Source organism: Methylococcus sp. EFPC2, from assembly GCF_016925495.1.
GTDB lineage: Bacteria > Pseudomonadota > Gammaproteobacteria > Methylococcales > Methylococcaceae > EFPC2.
In genome coordinates, this window is the sequence record NZ_CP070491.1 from 167843 (window position 1) to 190563 (window position 22721).

The 22721-nt window shown below is 63.5% G+C and carries 16 protein-coding genes; 9 read left to right on the plus strand and 7 right to left on the minus strand.

All coding sequences use genetic code 11. From position 1 onward, the window contains the following. Positions 1 to 66: 66 nt before the first annotated feature. On the plus strand, positions 67 to 1518 hold the full coding sequence (locus tag JWZ97_RS00720; protein WP_205432647.1) for an alkaline phosphatase PhoX: 1452 nt from the start codon (positions 67 to 69) through the stop codon (positions 1516 to 1518). A gap of 288 nt (positions 1519 to 1806) precedes the next feature. Here JWZ97_RS00720 and JWZ97_RS00725 read toward each other — a convergent pair whose 3' ends face one another. The 3 genes from JWZ97_RS00725 to JWZ97_RS00735 form a co-directional block, all read right to left on the minus strand. Then, complete coding sequence (locus tag JWZ97_RS00725) at positions 1807 to 2298, minus strand: DUF2934 domain-containing protein (protein WP_205432648.1); 492 nt, start codon at positions 2296 to 2298, stop codon at positions 1807 to 1809. A gap of 244 nt (positions 2299 to 2542) precedes the next feature. Then, positions 2543 to 3019: a hypothetical protein gene (locus tag JWZ97_RS00730; protein ID WP_205432649.1), complete on the minus strand. Its 477-nt coding sequence runs from the start codon at positions 3017 to 3019 to the stop codon at positions 2543 to 2545. Between the two features lie 61 nt (positions 3020 to 3080). Beyond that, positions 3081 to 4580: an exopolyphosphatase gene (locus tag JWZ97_RS00735; protein WP_371822550.1), complete on the minus strand. Its 1500-nt coding sequence runs from the start codon at positions 4578 to 4580 to the stop codon at positions 3081 to 3083. A gap of 103 nt (positions 4581 to 4683) precedes the next feature. Between JWZ97_RS00735 and JWZ97_RS00740 the strand changes: the two genes are divergently transcribed. Beyond that, positions 4684 to 5619: an ABC transporter ATP-binding protein gene (locus JWZ97_RS00740; RefSeq protein ID WP_205432650.1), complete on the plus strand. Its 936-nt coding sequence runs from the start codon at positions 4684 to 4686 to the stop codon at positions 5617 to 5619. Next, entirely contained in the window at positions 5616 to 6380 is a 765-nt protein-coding gene (locus JWZ97_RS00745) for an ABC transporter permease (protein WP_205432651.1), read from the plus strand. Before JWZ97_RS00740 ends, JWZ97_RS00745 begins: the two co-directional genes overlap by 4 nt. Positions 6381 to 6468: 88 nt before the next feature. Here JWZ97_RS00745 and JWZ97_RS00750 read toward each other — a convergent pair whose 3' ends face one another. From JWZ97_RS00750 to JWZ97_RS00765, 4 genes are all read right to left on the minus strand, one after another. After that, positions 6469 to 9366, minus strand: coding sequence for an Rne/Rng family ribonuclease (locus JWZ97_RS00750; RefSeq protein ID WP_205432652.1), 2898 nt, complete (start codon positions 9364 to 9366; stop codon positions 6469 to 6471). 626 nt (positions 9367 to 9992) lie between these two features. Then, positions 9993 to 10919 carry a response regulator transcription factor gene (locus JWZ97_RS00755; RefSeq protein WP_205432654.1) on the minus strand — a complete coding sequence of 309 codons (927 nt, stop codon included), beginning with the start codon at positions 10917 to 10919 and terminating at the stop codon, positions 9993 to 9995. Beyond that, a complete protein-coding gene (locus tag JWZ97_RS00760; protein WP_240342415.1) occupies positions 10916 to 14278 on the minus strand; it encodes an ATP-binding protein in 3363 nt (1120 codons plus the stop codon). Before JWZ97_RS00760 ends, JWZ97_RS00755 begins: the two co-directional genes overlap by 4 nt. Positions 14279 to 14562: 284 nt before the next feature. After that, the gene (locus tag JWZ97_RS00765) at positions 14563 to 15381 is read right to left on the minus strand and encodes a hypothetical protein (RefSeq protein WP_205432658.1); all 819 of its coding nucleotides are present in this window, start codon (positions 15379 to 15381) and stop codon (positions 14563 to 14565) included. Between the two features lie 245 nt (positions 15382 to 15626). Here JWZ97_RS00765 and JWZ97_RS00770 point away from each other — a divergent pair, with 245 nt between their 5' ends. From JWZ97_RS00770 to urtE, 6 genes are all read left to right on the plus strand, one after another. After that, complete coding sequence (locus JWZ97_RS00770) at positions 15627 to 16859, plus strand: hypothetical protein (protein WP_205432660.1); 1233 nt, start codon at positions 15627 to 15629, stop codon at positions 16857 to 16859. A 28-nt stretch (positions 16860 to 16887) separates the two neighbouring features. After that, positions 16888 to 18183 carry an urea ABC transporter substrate-binding protein gene (urtA, locus tag JWZ97_RS00775; protein WP_205432662.1) on the plus strand — a complete coding sequence of 432 codons (1296 nt, stop codon included), beginning with the start codon at positions 16888 to 16890 and terminating at the stop codon, positions 18181 to 18183. A 245-nt stretch (positions 18184 to 18428) separates the two neighbouring features. Continuing rightward, positions 18429 to 20072, plus strand: a complete 1644-nt coding sequence (urtB, locus tag JWZ97_RS00780; RefSeq protein WP_205432664.1) for an urea ABC transporter permease subunit UrtB — start codon at positions 18429 to 18431, stop codon at positions 20070 to 20072. Positions 20073 to 20075: 3 nt separating this feature from the next. Further along, entirely contained in the window at positions 20076 to 21167 is a 1092-nt protein-coding gene (gene urtC, locus JWZ97_RS00785) for an urea ABC transporter permease subunit UrtC (protein ID WP_205432666.1), read from the plus strand. Continuing rightward, a complete protein-coding gene (urtD, locus tag JWZ97_RS00790; protein ID WP_371822551.1) occupies positions 21164 to 21988 on the plus strand; it encodes an urea ABC transporter ATP-binding protein UrtD in 825 nt (274 codons plus the stop codon). The genes urtC and urtD overlap by 4 nt, the downstream gene beginning before the upstream one ends. Next, entirely contained in the window at positions 21988 to 22686 is a 699-nt protein-coding gene (gene urtE, locus JWZ97_RS00795) for an urea ABC transporter ATP-binding subunit UrtE (RefSeq protein WP_205432668.1), read from the plus strand. Before urtD ends, urtE begins: the two co-directional genes overlap by 1 nt. Positions 22687 to 22721 lie beyond the last annotated feature (35 nt).

The window sequence follows — 22721 nt, forward strand, 5'->3', positions numbered from 1 at the left end:
ACAGGAATCCTTGCCGCGGCTTCGAGTATCGAAGCCTACCGTTAACTGCTCGATCAAGAGGCCTACATGAGCACTCCTTACGTTACCACCAAGATCGCTGCGGCGATCGCCTTGCTGTTGGCCGGCCCGTCCGCTTTCGCCGCCGACACCCTGTTCGACGACTTCACTCCCCTGGTCGGAGACACCACGCCGCTCAATCCGGGGTCGGATAAGCCTTACCGGCTGTCTTCGCCGAATTTCAGCCAGGAAACCATCGCCGACCGCGCCACCCAGAACACCCTGGTTCCCGGTTCAAATTCCGGCAACTGGGACATGATTGCGGCCAACGAAACCGGTCCTAACGCCGGCCGCTACCTGTTCGCTCCGTTCGAGACCGGCACCGGCGGCGTGCAGCGCATCGACTTGTGGGACGGCAACTACAACACGCGCACCACGACGATCGTCGCTCCGGGTACCCAGGGCTTCGTTGCCGGCGACGCATCCCGCTGGACGCCTTGGGGCGGCTATCTGACCGCCGAGGAGTCCTGGGGCGCCGGCAGCACCAAGGGCCGTCTGTTCGAGGTGACCGACCCGACCACGGCCACCGCCAGCGGCGCCAACTTCGTGCAGCGCAGCGTCATCCCGCGCGTATCCCATGAAGGTTTGGCCTTCGACGCATCCAAGGCCTTGTATTTCGTGGACGAACTGAACGGTGGCTCGATCTATAAATATGTTTCCGCCAATCCGAACGCCACCAGTGGCGCCGACTTTTTCGCGGCCGGCCAGACCTTCGCGCTGAAGGTGGGCGCGGGCGGCCAGTTCGAAGGTAACAATGGTCCGGCGATCACCGGTATCGGGAGTTGGGAAGCCATCACCGACCTCAACGGCGGCGCCCTGGCCGGCATTTCCACCGTGCTGGCCGACGGCACCGTCGACGGCCGCGCCACGGCCGACAACGCCAGTGTCCTGGGAACCGGCTACAACCGTCCGGAGGATCTGGAAATCCAGACGCTGGCCAATGGCAACCAGTTCCTCTATTTCACCACCACCGATTCCGACGACGACGGCGTCAGCAGCAACGGTCGCGGACGCGTCTACTCGCTGAACGTAGGCACCAACGAGGTCAAGCTGTTCGCCGGTACCGACACGCTCGACCTGGCCACCGGCGGCTCTGCCGGCGCGGCGGGTTTCAAGAACCCCGACAACCTAGCCATCGACGCTGCCGGCAACATTTACATCGTCGAAGACCAGGACGGCGGCGTGGAAGACGTCTGGTTAGCCAAGGACGAGAACCATGACGGCGTGGCCGAAGGCATCGGCAAATGGATCAGCCTGACCACGGCGGGTGCGGAAAGCACCGGTCTGTACTTCGACCTGTTCAACCCGAACAAGGCTTATATCAACGTGCAGCATCCGGCCGACGGCATCGACCGCACCATCGCACTCACCGCGACCGCGCCGGTTCCCGTTCCGGGCGCCGTCTGGCTGTTCGGCTCGGCCCTGGCCGGCATCGTCGGCCTGCGTCGCCGCAAGGCCTAATCGTACAAGGGCAGAGAGCGGTCCCAGCGAAGCCCGGCCTCGTGCCGGGCTTCGTCCATGGGCTCACGGCTTTAAGCGCGCAGACTTTGGTTTCGTAGGCCCAGGGGGTGCTTGCAGCCGGGGCACCGGTCGACGGGGCGAGAGGCTCTATGAGCATGCCGTCCGCTTTGTCGCAGCGGCGACCGGCATGACGGCGACAGGTTTTAAGCGTCGCCCATGTCAACGCGGCCCGGCAAGTCTTGCCGAGCCGTCGCCCGCATGAAAGCGGGCGTTGAGCGGCGGTGGGATTCAGCCCTTGGCTTTGCTTTCCGCCAGACGGGCCAGCACCTGCGCGCGGGCCAGTTCCCAATCCTCGGCTTCATAACCGGGGGCGAAATTTCTCTTTTCCGCCAGATAATACGCAGCTTCCTTGATCCAGGCGTCGATCTCCACCGCTCCTGGTTCGCCGCCCGGGGCGCTTGTGCTCTTGGCTTTGCGCGTGGCCGTCCGTTTCGGCGCGGTTTTCGGCTTGGCTTCATCGGACTTGGCTGATTTGGCCGGCGCTTTGGCCTGAGGCTTAGGGGCCGTCTTTGCGGCAGGCGGTGTTTCGACGGTTTGGGTGACGACGGGGGATACGACGGGTTTCGCCGCCGGTTTCGGCTCAGCCGGGCTGGCCGGGGCCTTGGCAGCCGCTTTCGTTGCTGCCGGGGTGGCGGCGGCTTTCGACTCGGGGACCTCGCCGGTCGTCTCCGTTTTGCCGATTACTGCGTCCTTAGATGAGGGAAGTGAATTCTTGGCCATGGCTTGGTATCCGTATGATGGTGATCGACGATGACAATTTAACAGACAAATTGTGAAATTTTATAGTCACCCTCAGCCGTAACGGGCTCGCGCAAGCAAAAAAGAGGGTGGCTTCGTCGTATACGGAACGCATCTCGCGAAAGTCAGCGCGGGGATGGGGGCCTAGCGCGCGAGACGGTGGTGTCTAATCCGACCACTGGAGGGTGCGGCGTAACCGGGGCAGGCAACACCGGCCCATGCCGTATCAAAGGAGCCGTCGCGAGCCGGCCCGTTCCACCGCCGACAACAGGGCGCGCAAGGACTCTGCGTCGGCCAGACGATGGTCGTTGCCGACGCTGATCAATGACGAGTCTGGCAGACCGCTGTTTTTCAGCAGTTCCACGGAGTCCGCATACGGGATCACGTCATCGGCCGGGGCGTGCAGGATCAAGGTGCCGGGTTCGACGGTGCTTGCTACGCCCCAGCGCTTCCAGGCGGGGCATAACAGAACCAGAGGCCTGCCGCCGGCGGAGAGGTTCATGGCGACGGCGCCGCCCCGGCTCGAACCGACCACGAGGTCGGAATGGTGGCTATCCAACTCGGCCTGGGCGATCCGCACCGCCTCGTCGAAATCGTCGGCGGGCAGGGCCGGTTGCTGGAGTTCGTGGCCGTGCTCGACCAGATAGCCCGGTTTGACCCCGCCAGGGACGGACTGCCAGCCATGCAGATAAAGTATTTTCATGGGATTTCCGCGTTCAGGTGCAGCGCTTGCGGGGCCGCGCTCCGCTGTTTGAGGTCTGAAGTCAACTGTAATCCAGCGTTTCGCCGGCGGCCTTCAAATATTCCGCCTCCCGCTCCAGGTCGGCGGCGGTGAGCGGGTGCTCGTCCAGCCAGCCGGCCGGGAAGCGCAGGCTCAGGTGTTTGTCGGTCAGGTCGATCCGGATGTGTGGCAGTTTGGCGATGTTGCGGCTGCGGTGCAAAAGCACGGACAGCCTCAAGGCCAGCGCGATTGGGCGGGCGGCGGTATTCCAGGGAGCCACGAGTTCCTTGAACAGCTTTTGGGGAAATTTGCGCCGATGCGCACGGACGATGGTGGCGACCAGCTTTTGATCCTGGCGGGAGAAGCCGGGCAAGTCGGCGTTTTCCACGATGTAGGCGCTGTGTTTGTGGTATCCGCTGTGGGCGATATCCAGGCCGATCTCGTGCAGTTCGGCGGCCCAGTCCAGCCATTGCTCGCCGGCTTCGCGGACGATGCCTGCTGAGGCGGCGACCTGGGACCAGAAATCGCGGGCGGTTTGACGGACGCGCGCCGCGTGTTCGCCGTCCACGTGATAACGGGCGGCCAGCGCGTTGACGGTGCGCGCCCGTACGTCTTCGTGCTTGATGCGCCCGAGAAGGTCGTAAAGCAGGCCTTCCCGCAGGGCGCCATCCGCGACCTTCATGTGCGGAATCCCCAAGCTCTTGAACGTGGCGTAGATGATGGCGACACCGCCGGGCAGTATCGGTTTGCGGTCCAGGCTGAGTTCGGCGAACGGCAGCTTGTCGATGTGGCCGGCGGCGAGCAGCGCGTCGACCAGTTTGCCGAGGCCATCCAGCGTGATGCCGTCCTTGCTCCAGCCGTGGGCCATCAGCAGCTTTTCCACCGTGCGGAGCGTGCCGGAGGCGCCCACGGCTTCATTCCACGCACCGTGACGGAAGGTATGCTGGAGCGGCTCCAGCTCCATTTGCGCGGCGATCACCGCCCGTTTCATGCGTTTGGGCGTGAGCTTGCCGTCGCCGAAGTGAGAGAGACTCATCGACACGCAGCCCATGTGCGTGCTTTCTTTCTGCAAGGGCGTCTTGTCGACGCCGATGATGTATTCGGTGCTGCCGCCGCCGATGTCCATCACCAGACGTCGCTGGCCGTCGGTCGCCAGGCTGTGGGCCACGCCCTGGTAGATCAGGCGGGCTTCCTCGATGCCGGCGATGACTTCAATGGGATGGCCCAGAGCCCGTTCGGCCAGTTCCAGGAAGGCGTCCGCGTTGCGGGCGATGCGCAGGGTGTTGGTACCCACGGCGCGCACGCTGCCCGGCGGCATGTCGCGCAGGCGTTGGCCGAAGCGCTGCAGGCAGTCGATGGCTTTTTGCTGGGCTTCGATCGTCAGGCTACGGTTCGGCGTCAGGCCGCCGCCGAGGCGAACCATCTCGCGCAGGCGGTCGACGATGACCAGTTCGCCCTTGCGCAGGCTGGCGACGATCATGTGAAAGCTGTTGGAACCCAGGTCGATGGCGGCGACGAGTTCGGGGGGAGTCTGGTTGCTCACGGTCTGGTGGTTCCACGCGGATTGAGAAGGAGGCATTCTGCTAGAATCGCCGGCCCGAACGCCATTTTAACCCAAGGACCCGTTCCGAAAATTTGATCCCGGTATGAATGCCCTGTCTCTGAGATCACTTTACAAACGTTATCCCAATGGCTTCGAGGCGCTCAAAGGCATCAGCCTGGACGTGCCGGCCGGGGATTTCTTCGCCTTGCTGGGGCCTAACGGCGCCGGCAAGTCGACCACTATCGGCATCGTCTCCTCGCTGGTCAACAAGACCGCCGGCACGGTGACGGTGTTCGGCCACGACCTGGACCGCGAGCGCGATGCGGCCAAGCGTTGCATCGGCCTGGTGCCGCAGGAAATCAATTTCAACCAGTTCGAGAAGGTTGGCAACATCGTCGTCAATCAGGCCGGCTATTACGGCATAGCGCGGCGCGAGGCCAGGCGGCGGGCGCAGGCCAGCCTGGAACAACTGGATTTGTGGGATCGGCGCGATCAGGTCTCGCGCCAGCTCTCGGGCGGCATGAAGCGGAGACTGATGATTGCCCGCGCCCTGGTGCACAGCCCTAAGTTGTTGATCCTCGACGAACCGACGGCGGGTGTCGATATCGAAATCCGCCGTGCCATGTGGGATTTTCTCCGGCGCATCAACGGCGAAGGCACGACCATCATCCTCACCACGCACTATCTGGAAGAGGCTGAAAATCTGTGCCGCAACATCGCCATCATCGACCACGGCGTGATTGTCGAACACAGCGACATGCCGGGTTTGCTGGCCAAGCTCACGACCAACCGGTTCATCCTGGAATTGCAAGGTCCGCTGGATGCCGCGCCGGAAGTGCCGGGTTATGTCTTGCGCCGGCTGGATGCGCTGACCCTGGAAGCGGACGTGCCGACGGCGCTCGGCGTGCACGGCTTATTCGACGCCCTCGGTGCCCACGGCGTGCAGGTCGCTGGACTGCGCAACGCTTCCAATCGCCTGGAGCAGCTTTTCGTCAATCTGCTGGATAAGCGCCCGTCACCGAATCGGCATACGTCATGAGCTACCGCGTCGTTCTTCAAGCCATCCTGTACAAGGAGATACACCGCTTCGTCCGCATCTGGCCGCAGACCGTGCTGCCGGCGGCCATCACCACCTCCCTGTATTTCCTCATTTTCGGCACCCTGATCGGCGAGCGCATAGGCCGGATGGACGGCCTGGCCTACCGGGATTACATCGTGCCGGGCGTGATCCTGATGACGGTCATCACCAATGCCTACAGCAACGTGGTGTCGTCGTTCTATTCGACCAAGTTCCAGCGCCACATCGAGGAACTGCTGGTCGCCCCGGTGCCCGATTGGGTCATCCTGGCCGGCTATGTGGGCGGCGGTATCGCCCGCGGCCTGGTGGTGGGCGGCGTGGTGGCCGCGGTGGCGATGAGTTTCAGCAGCTTCAGGCCGGCTCATCCCGAGATCATCCTGGCGGTGTTTGTCCTCACGGCCACCTTATTTTCGCTGGCGGGTTTCATCAACGCCATCTTCGCCAACAGTTTCGACGATATTTCCATCATCCCCAATTTCGTGCTCACCCCCCTGGTTTACCTGGGCGGGGTGTTTTATTCCATCGAACTGTTGCCGCCGTTCTGGCGTACCCTTTCGCTGGGCAATCCCATCCTCTATATGGTGAATGCATTCCGCTACGGCTTCCTCGGCGTGAGCGACGTGCATCTCGGCCATGCCTTCGCCATCACCGGCGGCTTCATTCTTGTCCTGACCGTCTGGGCCTTGCTATTGCTGCGGCGGGGGACCGGGCTAAAAAACTAGCCGGATTATCGGGGGGCAAAAACGGCAAACCCCGACACGGCATGCCGTGTCGGGGTTTGCGTTGAGAGGCGCTGAGCCGGTTTTCCGATCAGTCTTCGGTTTGCGGCGGAATCGTCCTCGGTTCTTCTGGCGTCGGGGCCGGAGCCTCCCCGCCGTCTGTGGTTTCCGCAGCCGGTTCCCCGCCGGTTTCGCCCTCGGGGCGCGGGAGGCGGCGCCGTTCGCCACCGCGCCGGCCGCGTCCGCCACGTCGACGATTCGACGGACGTCGTTCGCGCACGGGGCTTTCTTCGGCGTCGGTGCTTTCGGCCTCGTCCGCCGCTTCCGTGGACTCGAAGGTCTGCTCTTCCTGCTCGTCGCCGAATTCACCGCTTTCCGTTGCCGCCTCGGGCGGATACGCCAAGGGTTCGGCGTGCTCCGGCAGCGGCCACTCGACGTCCGTGGCGGTCGATTCCGTCACGGTTGCGGGTCCTTCATCCGCCTCGGTGGGGCTCGGGGTTTCGTCGGCAGCGGGAGGTAGCGGCCGCTCTTGGGGTGCAGCTTCCTCCGCGACGGGCTCCGGGATTACGGCTTGTGCGCCGGCTTCAGCCGGTGCCTCGGCTCTTGCTTCGGCTGCGTCCACGCTGGGTTCTACCCAGTCGATATACGTGTGCGGTTCGCGACGGACGTGACGATCGCGGGGCGGCCGCCGGCGCGGAGCGGCCTGGGGTGATACGGTGTCCGCGGAGATGGGCGCCTCGGCTTCGCCTTCGGCGACGAAAGGCGCGGGCGGAACAAATGCCCGCGGGGCCTGTTCTGTGTCGACGGCGCGGCTTTCCGACGCGTCGGCATCCTCGCTCGGTTCCGCGTCTAAGGTTTCGACGTTCTCGGTTCTCTCACCCCCGCCGTTGCGGCCGTAAGCGCCTTCGCCCCGCCGACCGCGCCGGCGACGCGAGCCGCGCCGGAGGCCGTCGCGGCGGTCGCGCCCTCGGCTGTCTTCGCTTTCGGGTGAGGTGTCGGTAGCAGGCAGGTTATCGACTTCAACCAGGCCGACGGCGGTGGGAACAAAGGCGTGAGCCGGTGCATGTGCGACGGTTGCGGGCACCGGCTTCGGCGGGCGACGATCCTGACGTTCTGGACGTTCTGGACGTTCTGGACGTTCTGGACGTTCCTGGCGTTCCGGCCGCTCGCGATGCGGGCGTTCCGGACGGCTCGGTCGTCCGCCGCGTTCGCCCGCGGTCTCCGCAGACGGTGCGCGTCGCGGGGGGAGGGCGGCGGCGGGTTCGGCCGGCTTGGCTTCCTCGTCCTCTTTTCCGCCCGTGAATATGTTGAGGAAGCGCTTGATCAGGCCGCCGCCGGCTGCCGGCTGTCCCGCTTTGGCCGGGGCCACCGGGGCGGGGGAGGGCGGCAGGATGCCGCGTACCGTCGGTTGCTCGGCGCCGGCGGGGCCGGTCCCCCTCGAATAAGTGGGGAGGGAGGGCTCTTCCTTCTTGATGAGCTGGTAACTGGGCTTGCGCTCCTGCTCTTCCTCGGGTGCCGAGCTGCGGATGCGCTGGATGTCGAAGGCGGGGGTTTCGAGGTGGCGGCTGGGGATGATGACGATGGAAACTTCCTGCCGTTTTTCGATCTGCTCGATGATGGAGCGCTTCTCGTTGAGCAGGAAGGTGGCCGACTCGATGGGCAGCTGCGCGATGATCTTGTCGGTGTTCTTCTTCATCGCCTCTTCTTCGAGCAGGCGCAGCACCGACAGGGCCAGGGATTCGACGTTGCGTATGCTGCCCTGCCCCTTGCAGCGCGGGCAGGTGATCAGTGTCGCTTCACCCAGCGAGGGACGCAGGCGCTGGCGCGAAAGTTCGAGCAGGCCGAAGCGGGAGATGCGGCCGATCTGGATGCGCGCGCGATCGGACTTGACCGCGTCGCGCAGGCGGTTTTCCACCGCGCGCTGGTTGCGCGCGGCCATCATGTCGATGAAGTCGATGACGAACAGGCCGCCGAGGTCGCGCAGCTTCAACTGGCGGGCAATCTCGTCGGCCGCTTCCAGGTTGGTGTTGAGCGCGGTTTCCTCGATGTCGCTGCCCTTGGTCGCGCGCGCCGAATTGATGTCGATGCTGGTCAGCGCCTCGGTGTGATCGATCACGATGGCGCCGCCGGAGGGCAGGGGCACCTCGCGGCTGTAAGCCGTCTCGATCTGGGCCTCGATCTGGTAGCGGCTGAACAGCGGTACGGCATCCTGGTACAGCTTGGCCTTGTGGATGAACTGCGGCATGACCTGCTGCAGGAAGCTCAAGGCCAGCTTGTGCGTAGCCGGGTTGTCGATCAGGATTTCGTCGATGTCCGCGCGCAGGTGATCGCGCAGGGCGCGGATGATGACGTTGCTTTCCTGGAAGATCAGGAAGGGCGCGGACTTTTCCTGCGCCGAGCGGTCTATCGCTTCCCACAGTTGCAGGAGGTAATTCAGATCCCACTGCAGCTCTTCCGGCGTCTTGCCGCCACCGGCAGTCCGCACGATCAGGCCCATGCCCTCGGGGACTTCCAGCGCGCTCATCACTTCCCGCATGTCGCTGCGGATGTCGCCTTCGATGCGCCGCGAGATGCCGCCCGCGCGGGGATTATTGGGCATCAGCACCAGGTAGCTGCCCGCCAGGCTGATATAGGTGGTCAGTGCGGCACCCTTGCTGCCGCGCTCCTCTTTTTCGATCTGGACGACGACTTCCTGACCTTCCCTCAATAAGTCCTTGATGTCGCGGCGGCTGTATTCCTCGTCGGGCGAGTGTTTGAGATAAGCCGGGGAGATTTCCTTGAAGGGCAGGAAACCGTGGCGTTCGGAGCCGTAATTGACGAAGGCGGCTTCGAGGCTGGGTTCGATGCGGGTGATGGTGCCTTTGTAGATATTGGATTTTTTTTGTTCTTTGGAAGGTATCTCTATATCGAAGTCGTACAGTTTCTGTCCGTCCACCAGGGCAACCCGGATTTCCTCGGGCTGGGTGGCGTTGATTAACATTCTTTTCATTCGGCTGTTCCTTTAGCGCCTGGCCGAGAAAGCGGGCGAGCTTTACGCGCGGGGATTTCCTCTGGAATGGGGGCTGTCCGTCGTGATTAAGATATTGGGCATAACTGGACGCAGTCTTTATTCGTTGGAGTTTTGGAAATCCACCAGCATGCGGATCGATACGCGGGCCCCGGTTCTTGAAGCAGGACCCTGCTCTCCCTGGCCTAGACGCTGGTTACGCTCATCATGGGTCGAGCGCTTGAACCCTTAGTTCTTGTAAATTGTTCTTCTCGAGTGCAGCAATTCATCCGTTCGGGAGCATCCGGCCGGTTTACCGGCCCGTTCGGGTATGTTCTGTTGTTTCGAAGAGCCGCGCGGGCAATACCCGTGGCTCTGGACCGCTTACGCAGCGCGTCCCCGCCGGGTAAAAAGTTTTCGTTGGTTGACAAGGAAAACAGGAGGGGATCGCAGGCCAAAACAGCGAGTCGGGAGGGCGTATCGCGCGGGGGCGTAACTCGCCGCCGGATGCACACAGCCGGTTTCACCTAATTGGCGCTGTTCAAAGCGGCGAAACTATAACAATCTTGAGAAAAAGCATCAATTTATGGGGCGGGGTGATGATACGGTTCACGCCGCGGCTCACCGGATCAGCCGCCGATTCTTTCCATGACCACGGCGACCGCCGCGCTGCGGGTTTCCACCCCCAGCTTCTCGAATATATGTTCCAGATGCTTGTTCACCGTGCGAGGACTGCAGCCGAGGATCAGACCGATATCGCGGTTGGTCTTGCCGCGGGAGATCCACATGAGCACCTCGGTTTCCTTGAAGGTCAGCCCCAGGCTGCCGCGCACGGCGTCGATGTCCCAATCCGCTGACCGCCGTTGCAGCAATACCAGGTATTCCCCCGAGTTTTGGCAGGGTGCGATCGCGGCGGAGTAGCGGACTCCATCCCGCAATAGCGTGCAGATTTCCGGCGCGGCGGCATCGCAGCGCATCTCCCGCCTGGCCCAATCATGCAGCGGCGCCGGCAGGACACCGGCCAAGCCGTCGCGGTCGCCGGCCAGGTCGTGCAGATATTGCGCGGCTTCCGCCGTGAGCCACGTGATCCCGGCGTTCGCGTCGACGGCGAGGGCGGCGAATCCGCCTTGCGACAAGGCCTGCTCCGCCCGTTGCGCGGCCCGCGCCTGGGTGAGTTGAGCGCCGACGCGGGCCAGCACCTCCTCGTTGCGGAAGGGCTTGACGATGTAATCCACGGCGCCTTCGTTGAAGCCGCGCAACAAATTGTCCAGATCGCTCAAGGCGGTCATGAACAGTATGGGAATGCGCCGGGTCGCGGGATTCAGCTTGAGCCGGCGGCAGGTCTCGAAGCCGTCCATGCCCGGCATGATGCCGTCCAGCAGGATGATGTCGGGCGTCGCGTAGGCCAGTTGTTCCAGCGCGGAAATCCCGTCGGTGGCGATCAGCACCCGATAGCCGGCTTCCTGCAGGGCGTCCGACAGCAGGGCGAGATTGCCCGGCGCATCGTCGACGATCATCACCGTGCCCGGGCCGTTCGCGGAAGAGAAGCTGCTCATCCCGCACCGAGCAATTGCTTGATGTCGGCCAGCCGGAATGCCTTCGCCATGCCCTGTACCCGCATGGCGAAGGGCAGATAGGCGAAATCGTCCGCAGCCAGTCGCTGGAGATGGTCGGTCAGGCCGCGCAAGTCGCCGATGCGGGCATATTTGGCGAGTTGCGCGAGCTCCGCCGCTGGCGGCATGAGGAGGGGCGCGACCGCTTCGGAGCGGGCGGGCGCCGGCGCCGAGCCGTGGCCGATCCAGTCCAGACTCAGGTGCAGACGGATCTTGGCGAGCAATTCGCCGATTTGCAGCGGCTTGGCGATGAAATCGTCGCATCCGGCGGCCAGGGCGCGTTTGCGATCCGTCGCGTAGGCCTTGGCGCTGACCACGACGATGGGCGCCGCGTAACCGGACTGTCGCAGCTTCCGCGCCACCTCGGTGCCGTGCAGGTCGTCCAGTTGCAGGTCCAGCAGGATCAGATCCGGCGGTTCCAGTGCCGTCAACGCCAGGCAGCGCCGTCCGGATTCCGCCTCGCTCAGCACAAAACCCAGTGGCTCCAGGACCGAGCGGAGCAGGGTGCGCTGTTCGCCTTGGTCGTCGACCACCAGTATGCGCCTCCGGCGTCCCGAGTAGCCGGCGATGTGCTCTTCTTCCGGGCTTTCCACCGCCAGCAGGTCCGGCAGAAACATTTTCACCCTGAAGGTGCTTCCCTGTCCGGGCACGCTCTTCACGCTGAGCTCGCCGCCCATGATTTCGGTGAGTATCTTGCTGATGGTCAGGCCCAAGCCGCTGCCGGAAACCGCGTTGCCCCGTCCCCCGCGCAGGCGGCTGAAAGGTTGGAAGATGGCGTCGAAGGCGTCCTCGGGTATGCCTTCGCCGCTATCGGCGACCTCGAACACGGCGACTTCGCCGCCATAGCCGACGCGTAGCACCACCTCGCCGGTCCGGGTGAACTTGATCGCGTTTTGCAGCAGGTTGATCAGCACCTGGCCGATGCGCTTTTCGTCCCCGCGTATGCGCCGGGGCAGGCGGTCGGAAACCTGGCAACGGAACGCCAGCCCCTTGGCTTCCGCCTGCGGCTTGAACATGCGGATCAGATGGTCGAGCAAGGCGGGAAGATTCACGGGTTCGCGCTTGAGGTCGAATTTGCGCGCCTCGATGCGGGCGATGTCCAGGATGTCCTCGATCAGCTGGGACAGGTGTTCGCCGCTGCGCTCGATGATGTCGACCGCTTCGCGCCGGTGCGGCGGGATGGCGGCGTCTTTTTTCATCAATTGCGCGTAACCCAGGATGCTGTTCAAGGGAGTGCGGAATTCGTGGCTCATGTCGCTGAGGAAACGGCTCTTGGCCCGATTGGCCCGGTCTGCCAAAGCCATGGTTTCCTTGAGTTTCGCATCCGTCTTGCCATGCTCGGCTATCTCCTTGAGCAACAGCCGGGTTTGCCGGGTCGATTCCTCCTGGGCCACGTGGCGGCTTTCGTTGTTGAGCACCAGCCACCAGGTACCCAGCCCCAGGAATACCAACAAGCAAGCGATGACCTTGACATAGCTTCCGTACAGCACGGCGGCCATAGGTGCGTTACCCAAAGCCAGGATGTCCTGGTAATAAATCACGCCCACGAACACGCCCGTCACCGCGGCCAGCAGCAGATAAACCAGGGTGTACTTGAGCATGCGCAGCTTCAGCGCGGCGCTCACGCCGATCCAGCCGAGCCAGCGTTTGGCGAACTGGCGCAACTGGTCGTCCAGCCGCGCGTTGGGCTTGCAACTGTCGAGACAGCGGGCGTCCAGACTGCAGCACAGCGAGCAGATGTTGCCCTGATAGGTCGGGCAATAAGCCTTGTCCTCCGCCTCGAAGGTGTTGCCGCAGATGCAACAGCCGGCATCCGTCACCGCGCTTTCGCGCGCCGCCCGGTCGGGCACCAGATAATGCTGTCCGCGCGTAATCCGGGCGATCACCGGGGCGAGCAGAAAGGCGATGCCCAGGGCGAGAAAGGGCGAAAACGCCTGGGCGGTAGTGCCGAACGCGCCGAGAAAGGCGGCGATGGATATGACCGAAGCGGCCAGGGTCGACACCACGCCCACCGGATTGATGTCCGGCAGATAGGCGCGCTTGAATTCGACCAGGGGCGGGCTCAGTCCCAGCGGCTTGTTGACGACCAGATCGGCCACCACCGCGCCGATCCAGGCGATCGCCACGTTGGAGAACAGGCCGAGCACGCGCTCCAGTGCGCCGAACAGGCCGAGCTCCATCAGCAGCAGCGCGATCATCACGTTGAACACCAACCACACCACGCGGCCCGGATGGCTGTGGGTCAGGCGGGAAAAGAAGTTCGACCAGGCCAGCGAGCCGGCATAGGCATTGGTCACGTTGATCTTGATCTGCGAGATCACCACCAGCAGGGTGGTGGCCGCCATGGCCCATTCCGGCTGGCCCAGGAGGTCCAGGTAGGCGGCCAGATACATCTGGGTCGGCTCGTGGGCATGCTCGACCGGCACGCCGCTTTGTATGGCCAGGTAGGCCAGCAGCGCGCCACCCAACTGGCGCGCCATGCCCATGACCACCCAGCCCGGACCGGCCAGGATGGTTGCGGTCCACCAGCGCCCGCGGTTGGCCGGGGTCTTGTCCGGCAGAAAGCGCAGAAAATCCACCTGTTCGCCGATCTGCGCCACCATGGAGAAGGCCACGGTCGCCGCCGCCCCGAACTTCAGCCAGTCGAATTCCGCCGGATGCGCGCCGTGTCCGCCGAAAGCGGCGAGTCCGGCCAGGGCTTGCGGATCCCTGTGGAATACCGCCCAGTAGGGCGCTATCAGCAGCAGCAGCCAGACCGGCTGGGTCCATAGCTGCAGGCGATTGATGTTGGTGATGCCGTAAGTCACCAGGGGAATGATGACCAGCGCGCTCACCAGGTGGGCGACGGCGAGGGGGATGCGGAAATACATCTCCAGCGCCAGGGACATGATGGAGGCCTCGAGCGCGAACAGGGTGAAGGTGAAGGCGGCATAGATCAGCGAGGTCAGGGTCGAGCCGATATAGCCGAAACCGGCGCCGCGCGTGAGCAAGTCCATGTCCACGTGGTGGCGGGCGGCGTAATAGGCGATAGGAAAGCCGGTGAGGAACACGATCAGGCCCACCGCGAGGATGGCCCAGCAGGCGTTGGTGAAACCGTAGCTGAGGGTCAGCGCCCCGCCGATCGCCTCCAGAACCAGGAAGGACACCGAGCCGAAGGCGGTATTGGCGACGCGGAATTCCGACCATTTGCGGAACGACCGGGGCGCGTAGCGCAAGGCGTAGTCTTCCAGGGTTTCGTTGGCGACCCAGGTGTTGTAGTCGCGGCGGATCTTGGCGATGGATTGTTGGCTATGGTTTCCCACGCTTAGGTTCCCGTGTGGGTCGTGAGGCATGTCGAAAGGGCGGTCGGTCTAGCCGATCCGCGGGCCAGGATACAAACCAGCAAATAATGGACCCACGCCGGTGCGGCTAGCCTCCGGGCGGTCCGTGGCGGCCATGCGAGCCGTCGGGGCAAGTTGCGCTACACAACGGTGCGGAATGTCTCAAGCTTGGGCGCGAGGTCTTGACGGGAGCAGCCTTCAGGCCGCGACGCCGGCGGACTAAGGCCCGCTCCCGCGGTTCTGGCTCGATGAAGGAACGCCCCCGGCTATTTCCGTTCGTAGCCGAACTCCAGAATGATCGGGCTGCCCTGGTTGTGGATGATCATTTGCTTGCGGGTTTCACCTTGCTTCGTTTCGGTCCGCAGCGGCGGGTTTAGGTTATCCGAGGGTTGCTCCGCCGGTCGGGGCCACCCGCCGGTGGCCGGGGACGATGCGGGTGGGGGAGTGGATCCTTGGTCGGTGACCTCGATGCGCACTTCCGGAAACCAGGTGCCCGTCGAGCCGCTTGGGGTGATCTGCGGGTCCGGCCGGCGGTGGCGGATCTTCAATTCGCCGAGGAGGTTGAAGCAGGTCGTGCCGATGTGGTCGACGTAGGCGTCGAACAGCGCTTGTTCGCCCTTGGCGCGAGCGCCTCGCTTGAGCACCTCGTCGGCGACGAAGGGCTCCTTGAGATAGGCGTTTTCCGTCGGGCGTCGAATGGCGCGCAGGGTGCAGACGACGGTCACCACCTCCGCCTTCTGGAAGCCCCGTGCCCGCGGGTCCGAGTCGCCGACGCTGAAAGAAAAGCCGGTGGGCGTGCCGCCACTTTCCACCGCGCCGACTTTCGCCTCCATGACATGGCTGTGATCGACGGATGCATCGGTCGTGACCGGATAACCCCACGCGGCGAGGTTGCCGCTTATTGCGGCGGCCAGCTTGTCGGCATCGAGCCGGGAGCCGCGCTCGGACAGGTTTTCCGGCGGCAGGCGCAAGAGGATGCGGCCTACCGTTTCGGGCCGGGGAGGCGAGCCCTCCGGTTTTAGCCCCGCGGCACAGCCGGTCAAGAGGAGGCCCGACGCCAGCGGCAACAGCCATCGCGTGTTCATGTCGTTTGCTCTCGTGTGTGCTGGGCCTAGGCGCCCGCTGACTGTCCCCGTGTCCGAGGCAACTTTACGGCCGAAATCCGTGTTCAGGCATACGTCATTTGACTGATTGTTGAGATAAAGCCGCAGAAATCTAATGGACCCCGAACGGACGTGCGGCGGGCCGCCATTTCCCTAGCGGGAATCGCGGACTACCGGTACGGGCAAGGCGATGCCCAGGCGCCATATAACCATCCAGGGGATTCCAAATGAAAAACGCAAACTTAGTCAACCGGCGGACGGAGAACGGGCGCACGGTCGCCGTCGCGCTGGCGCTCGGGCTGCTGGCCGGCACGGGCTACGGGCCGGAATCGCAGGCCGGGGCTACCTTCAAGATCGACGACACCAAGTGGGTGAGCGTAGGCGCGGGCCTGCGCACCAGCTTCACCACCACCGAAGAGGCCGCCCATGCCGGCAAGTGGAGCAACGACTTCAGCCTGGACAATATCCGTCTTTATCTGAACGGCCAGATCCACAAATATCTCAAGCTGGAATTCAACACCGACTGCCAGACTTGCAGCAACGGCGGCGAGGTGCGGGTGCTGGATGCGATCGCCAAGTTCGAGTACGAGCCCTGGTTCAATGTCTGGGCCGGCCGCATGCTGGTGCCGGCAGAGCGGCGCGAGATGAACGGTCCGTTCTACAGCGCGGTGTACAACGTCTTCGGCGCCGGCACGCCGTTCGAGCCGGCCGACTTCAACCTGACCATCAAGTCCGACGGTACCTCCGCCGGCTCTTTCGGCCGCGACGACGGCGCGACCCTCTGGGGTTCGGTGTTCGGCGGCCGCTTCCAATACGCAGCGGGTTTCTTCCGTGGTCTGCGCGGCGGGGCCAACCGGGACGACAACATCCTCTACGCCCAGCGCTTTGCGCTCAACTTCCTCGACGTCGAGAAAAATCCCGGCTACTACACCTCCGGCACCTACTACGGCAAGGGCGGCGATATCCTGACCCTGGCCGTTTCCAATCAATACCAGGAAGACGGCGCCGGTACCGTCGAGGACCAGGGACAATTCCGCGGCACCTCGGTCGACGTGCTGTACGAGCAAAACCTGCCCGACAACTGGGGCGTGGTAACGGTCAACGGCGAATACAAGAACTACGGCATCAAGGGTTACGGCATGGCCTCACGTCTGGCCGGCGGCGGGTTCGCCATGTTCGAGGGCAACGCGTACGACGTCAGCGGCATGTACCTGATTCCCGAGAAAATCGGCATCGGACAATTCCAGCCTTACCTCCGCTACGTGAACGTCGCGCCGGTGGCCAGCCCGACGCGCGACGTCTACGAAGCCGGCCTCAATTACATCATCGACGGCCACAATGCCAAGGTCATGCTGTTTTATGAATACGGCGACCTGTTGACCAAGGGGCTGGACTACAGCAGCAGCGCTTCCGGCGACCGCGTTTCGTCCATCAAGCTGGGTTTCCAGTTGCAGATCTAAGTCTTCTCCCCATTCCCAAGGAGTCATCATGAAGAAGTTCAGCCTGCGTCATTTCGGCCTGCTGGCCGCCTGCGGCCTGTTCGCCGCCACGCTCGCGTCCACCGCCCGCGCCGAAGGCACCATCAAGGTCGGCGTCCTGCACTCGCTGTCGGGCACCATGGCCATCAGCGAAACCACCTTGAAAGACACCGTGTTGATGCTGATAGATGAGCAGAACAAGAAAGGCGGCCTGCTCGGCAAGAAGCTGGAGCCGGTGGTGGTGGACCCGGCTTCGAATTGGCCGCTGTTCGCGGAGAAGGCCCGCGAGCTGCTGCAGAAGGAAAAAGTGGCCGCCATATTCGGCTGCTGGACCTCGGTTTCGCGCAAGTCGGTGCTGCCGGTGGTCGAGGAACTGAACGGCCTGCTCTTCTACCCGGTGCAATACGAGGGCGAGGAATCGTCCAAAAACGTGTTCTACACCGGCGCCGCGCCCAACCAGCAGGCCATCCCGGCGGTGGATTACCTGATGAACGACCTCAAGGTGAAGCGTTGGGTGCTGGCCGGAACGGACTACGTCTACCCGCGCACCACCAACAAGATTCTTGAGGCCTACCTGAAATCCAAGGGCGTGAAAGACAAGGACATCCTGATCAATTACACGCCCTTCGGCCATTCGGACTGGCAGAGCATCGTGGCCGACATCAAGAAATTCGGCTCGGCCGGCAAGAAGACGGCGGTGGTGTCCACCATCAACGGCGACGCCAACGTGCCTTTCTACAAGGAACTGGGCAACCAGGGCATCGCCGCCGACAAGATCCCGGTGGTCGCATTCTCGGTCGGCGAGGAGGAGCTCTCCGGCATCGACACCAAGCCCCTGGTCGGCCATCTGGCCGCCTGGAATTACTTCATGAGCGTCGACACGCCGGCGAATGCCGCCTTTATCACCCAGTGGCAGAAATTCATCAAGAATCCCAAGCGGGTGACCAACGACCCCATGGAGGCGCATTACATCGGCTTCAACATGTGGGTGAAGGCGGTGGAGAAGGCCGGCACCACCGAGACCAACGCGGTGGAGAAAGCCTTGATCGGGACCGAGTTTCCCAATTTGACCGGCGGGGTGGCGAAGATGAACAAGGCGCATCACCTCTCCAAGCCGGTGCTGATCGGCGAAATCCAGGAGGACGGCCAGTTCCAGACCGTCTGGCAGACCAAGGGCCTGGTCGACGGCGACGCCTGGTCGGACTATCTGCCGGAGAGCAAGCCCATCATCGCCGACTGGACCCCGCCCATCAGCTGCGGCAACTACAACACCAAGACAAAGAAATGCTCGGGGCAGAAATACTGAAATCCTGGTTTGGGTCAGGTCGTAGGTCGGCTTAGCGGGAGTGCCCGTAAGCCGACTGCGGGCTTGGTGCTTCCCTCTCTCTTTGGGAGAGGGGCTCGGCTGCTTAGGAACTACGGACGAGTGTCCGACACGGATCAAGCTGCCAGGGATGGCTCTATACCTCGCGTACGCTCGGGCTATGGGCTGGGCGGACGCACGACGCTGTTACGAACCGCAACCCGGCCCGAGGTCGGGGAGGATGAAGCATGTTATTGCTAACGACACGAATGCGCCGCTGGCTGGCGGGGCTGCTGTGGGCCCTGAGCCTGCATGCCGCCCACGCGGTGCCGGTGGAGGCGCCGGAACTGACAGCGGCCTTGACGCGGCTGAAGGATGCGCCGCTCGCCGAACTGGGCGATGCGGTGCAGGTCGTGGCCGCTATCCGCGACGACCGCGTACCGGGCTTGCTCAAGGCTTTGCTGGAAGGCCGGCTCTATGCGGTCAAGGCCGACGGCCGGGTCGTCTACGCGACGCCGGCGGACGAGGGCTATGCCGTCAGCGACGCCTTGAGCGGGCAAAGCCTGGGTAGCAAAGGGCGCTTCGAGGTGAAGAAGATCGCCATCAACAACACGGTCAGAAATTCGCTCAACGGACTCATCGCCCGGCTGGAACTGAGTGTGGACGATCCCGCCCAGCGTCTGAAAGCGGTCGAAGCGATGAGTCAGAGCGCGGACGCAGCGGCCATCGAGTTGCTGCGCAAGCAGTTCGAAGTGGAAGCGGATCCCAAGGTGCGCGGAGCCCTCGTCCTCGCCCTGGCCTTGGCGGACATCGCCGGTGCAGACAAGGAAAAGCGGCTGGTGGCTATCCGCAGCCTGGAAGGCACGCTCGACCAGGAAGCGCGCAACCGGCTGAACGCGCTGGTCGAAAAGGACGACGAAGGCGAATACCTGGAATCGGATGAGGATATCCGCAACGCCGCCCTGGCCGTGATCAAGCACATCGAGTTTGAACTGCAGCTCAACCGGCTGGCGGAAACCCTGTTCTTCGGCTTGAGCCTGGGTGCCGTGCTGGTGCTGGCGGGCATAGGCCTGGCCATCACCTTCGGCGTGATGGGCGTGATCAACATGGCGCACGGCGAGCTGATGATGATAGGGGCGTATACGACCTACGTGGTACAGCGGCTGCTGCCGGATCACCTGGATGTTTCCCTGTTCGTCGCGATTCCCGCGGCCTTCCTGATCTCCGGCCTGGTCGGCATCGCCATCGAGCGCGGCATCATACGCTTCCTCTACGGCCGGCCGCTGGAAACCTTGCTGGCCACCTTCGGCGTGAGCCTGTTCTTGCAGCAATCGGTGCGTTCGATCTTTTCCCCGCTCAACCGCAGCGTATCCACGCCGGCCTGGATGAGCGGTTCGGTGGAGATCAACCACGCGCTGGCGTTTACCCTCAACCGCTTCTACATCGTCGTGTTCAGCCTGCTGGTATTCGTCGCCTTGCTGGCGATCCTCAAACGCACCCGCCTGGGCCTGGAAGTGAGGGCCGTCGCGCAGAACCGTTCGATGGCCAGGGCCATGGGCATACCGACGGACCGGGTCGACGCGCTGACCTTCGGGCTCGGCTCGGGCATCGCCGGGGTGGCCGGCGTGGCGCTCAGCCAACTCACCAACGTGGGACCCAATCTGGGCCAGTCCTATATCGTTGACTCGTTCATGGTGGTGGTGTTCGGCGGGGTGGGAAATCTGTGGGGTACGCTGGTCGGCGGCATGTCGCTGGGCCTGGTCAACAAGCTGCTGGAACCCTACGCCGGTGCGGTGCTGGCCAAGATCATCATCCTGGTTTTCATCATCCTGTTCATCCAGAAGAAGCCGCGCGGATTGTTTCCGCAGAAAGGCCGGGCGGCGGAGGGTTAGGCGATGGGCATTGCGAAATTGCTGGAAAACGATCCGGGCGGCCGCTGGTTTCTGGCCACTCTGGCCCTGGTCGCGGTGTTACTTCCCGCCTTGAATCTGCTGCCGGCGGAAGCGTCGTCGATACATGTCTCCACTTATACCCTGACCCTGGTAGGCAAGTATCTCTGTTACGCGCTGCTGGCTTTGGCGGTCGACCTGGTGTGGGGCTACGCCGGCATACTGAGTCTGGGCCACGGGGCGTTTTTCGCACTGGGCGGCTATGCCATGGGCATGTATCTGATGCGGCAGATCGGCGAGCGCGGCGTTTACGGTAACGCGCAGCTGCCGGATTTCATGGTCTTCCTCAACTGGCAGGAATTGCCCTGGTATTGGCTGGGTTTCGACCGGTTCTGGTTCGCCGTCATCATGGTCGTGCTGGTGCCGGGCGGCTTGGGTTTCGTGTTCGGCTGGCTGGCCTTCCGCTCGCGGGTCACCGGCGTTTATCTGTCCATCATCACCCAGGCTCTGACCTATGCCTTGATGCTGGCCTTCTTCCGCAATGAAATGGGTTTCGGCGGCAACAACGGGTTGACCGATTTCAAGGACATCCTGGGCTTCGCCCTCCAGGCCGACGGCACGCGCGTGGCCATTTTCCTGCTGACGGCGCTGATGCTGGCCGCGGCTTATCTGGCCTGTCGTTATGTCGTCGATTCCAAGCTGGGCAGGGTGGTGGTCGCGGTACGCGATGCGGAGGCCCGGGTGCGCTTCATCGGCTATCGGGTGGAGCATTTCAAACTGTGGGTCTTCGTTTGCTCGGCCGCCTTGGCGGGCGTCGCCGGGGCACTCTACGTGCCGCAGGTCGGCATCATCAATCCCAGCGAATTCTCCCCGCTCAATTCGCTGGAGCTGGTGATCTGGGTCGCGGTCGGCGGTCGCGCCACGCTGTACGGCGGCGTCATCGGCGCGATCCTGGTGAATTACGCCAAAACGGTGTTCACCGCCGTGCTGCCGGAAGTCTGGCTGTTCGCCCTGGGCGCCTTGTTCGTGCTGGTGACGCTGTTCGTGCCGGACGGATTGGTCGGCCTGATGCGCCGACGCGGCGGGGCGGCGTCATGATGTACGAACGCCTGATACAGGAAGCGCCCGAAATCGATCCGGACCAGGCCGAGATCGTCGTCGATCCGACACTGGACACCACGCACGGCCCCATCCTCTACCTGGAGGATGTCACGGTCAGCTTCGACGGCTTCCGTGCCCTGAACGATCTGACCCTCTATATCGACGACGGCGAGTTGCGCTGCGTCATCGGCCCCAACGGGGCGGGCAAGTCCACCATGATGGACGTGATCACCGGCAAGACCCGTCCGGACCGGGGAACGGTGTTTTTCGGCCAGACCATCGATCTGCTCGGGCTCGACGAACCCGCCATCGCCCGTGCCGGCATAGGGCGCAAATTCCAGAAGCCCAGCGTATTCGAGCAGCAGACCGTGTTCGAAAACCTGGAGTTGGCCATGCATGCCGACAAGCGGGTGTGGCGCACCTTGTTCGCCCGCCTGACCGGCGAGCAGCGCGATGGCATAGACGAAGTGCTCGCCACCGTCGGCCTGAGCGACGAGCGGCGCACCCGTGCCGGCGCGCTGTCGCACGGACAGAAGCAATGGCTGGAGATCGGCATGCTGCTGATGCAAAGACCCAGGCTGCTGCTGGTGGACGAGCCGGTGGCCGGCATGACCCATCAGGAAACCGAGCGCACGGCGGAATTGCTGCTGTCTCTGGAGGGCAAGCATTCCGTGGTGGTGGTGGAGCACGATATGGCGTTCGTGCGCAGCATCGCCCGCAAGGTCACCGTGCTGCACGAAGGCTCGGTGCTGACCGAGGGCAGCATGGACGAAGTGCAGCGCGATCCACGCGTCATCGAAGTGTACCTGGGGGCCTGATGCTCAAGCTAGCCGGACTGAACCAGTGTTACGGCGAAAGCCACATCCTCTGGGATTTGGACATGACCGTCCCGGAAGGCATGTGCAGCTGTCTTATGGGACGTAACGGCGTGGGCAAGACCACGCTGCTCAAATGCATCATGGGCCTGCTGCCCATCCGCTCGGGTTCCATGACGCTGGCCGGTGAGCACGCGCTCGCGGGCTTGAAGGCCGAGCGCAGGGCCGCTTTAGGCATCGGCTATGTGCCTCAGGGCCGGGAGATATTTCCCTTGATGAGCGTGGAAGAAAACCTGAGGATAGGCCTGGGCGCGCGGAGGGATGGACTCAAGAAAATCCCGGAGCAGGTGTTCGAGATTTTCCCGGTGCTCAAGAGCATGCTGCACCGGCGCGGCGGCGATTTGTCCGGCGGCCAGCAGCAACAGCTCGCCATCGGCCGGGCCCTGGCCATAGGCCCCAAGCTGCTGATACTCGACGAGCCTACGGAGGGCATACAGCCCAACATCGTGCACGAAATCGGCGACGTGATCATCCGGCTCAACAAGGAGCTGGGGGTGACCGTCTTGCTGGTCGAACAGAAGCTGCCGTTCGCCCGGCGGGTCGCAGACCGTTATTTCATCATGGAAAAAGGTCGCGGCGTCGCGTCCGGGGCCATGGCCGAGCTCGACGAGCAGACCGTCAAGCAATACTTGTCGGTGTGAGGGGCGTTTCCCAGTTACCATCCCGTCCCATGGAT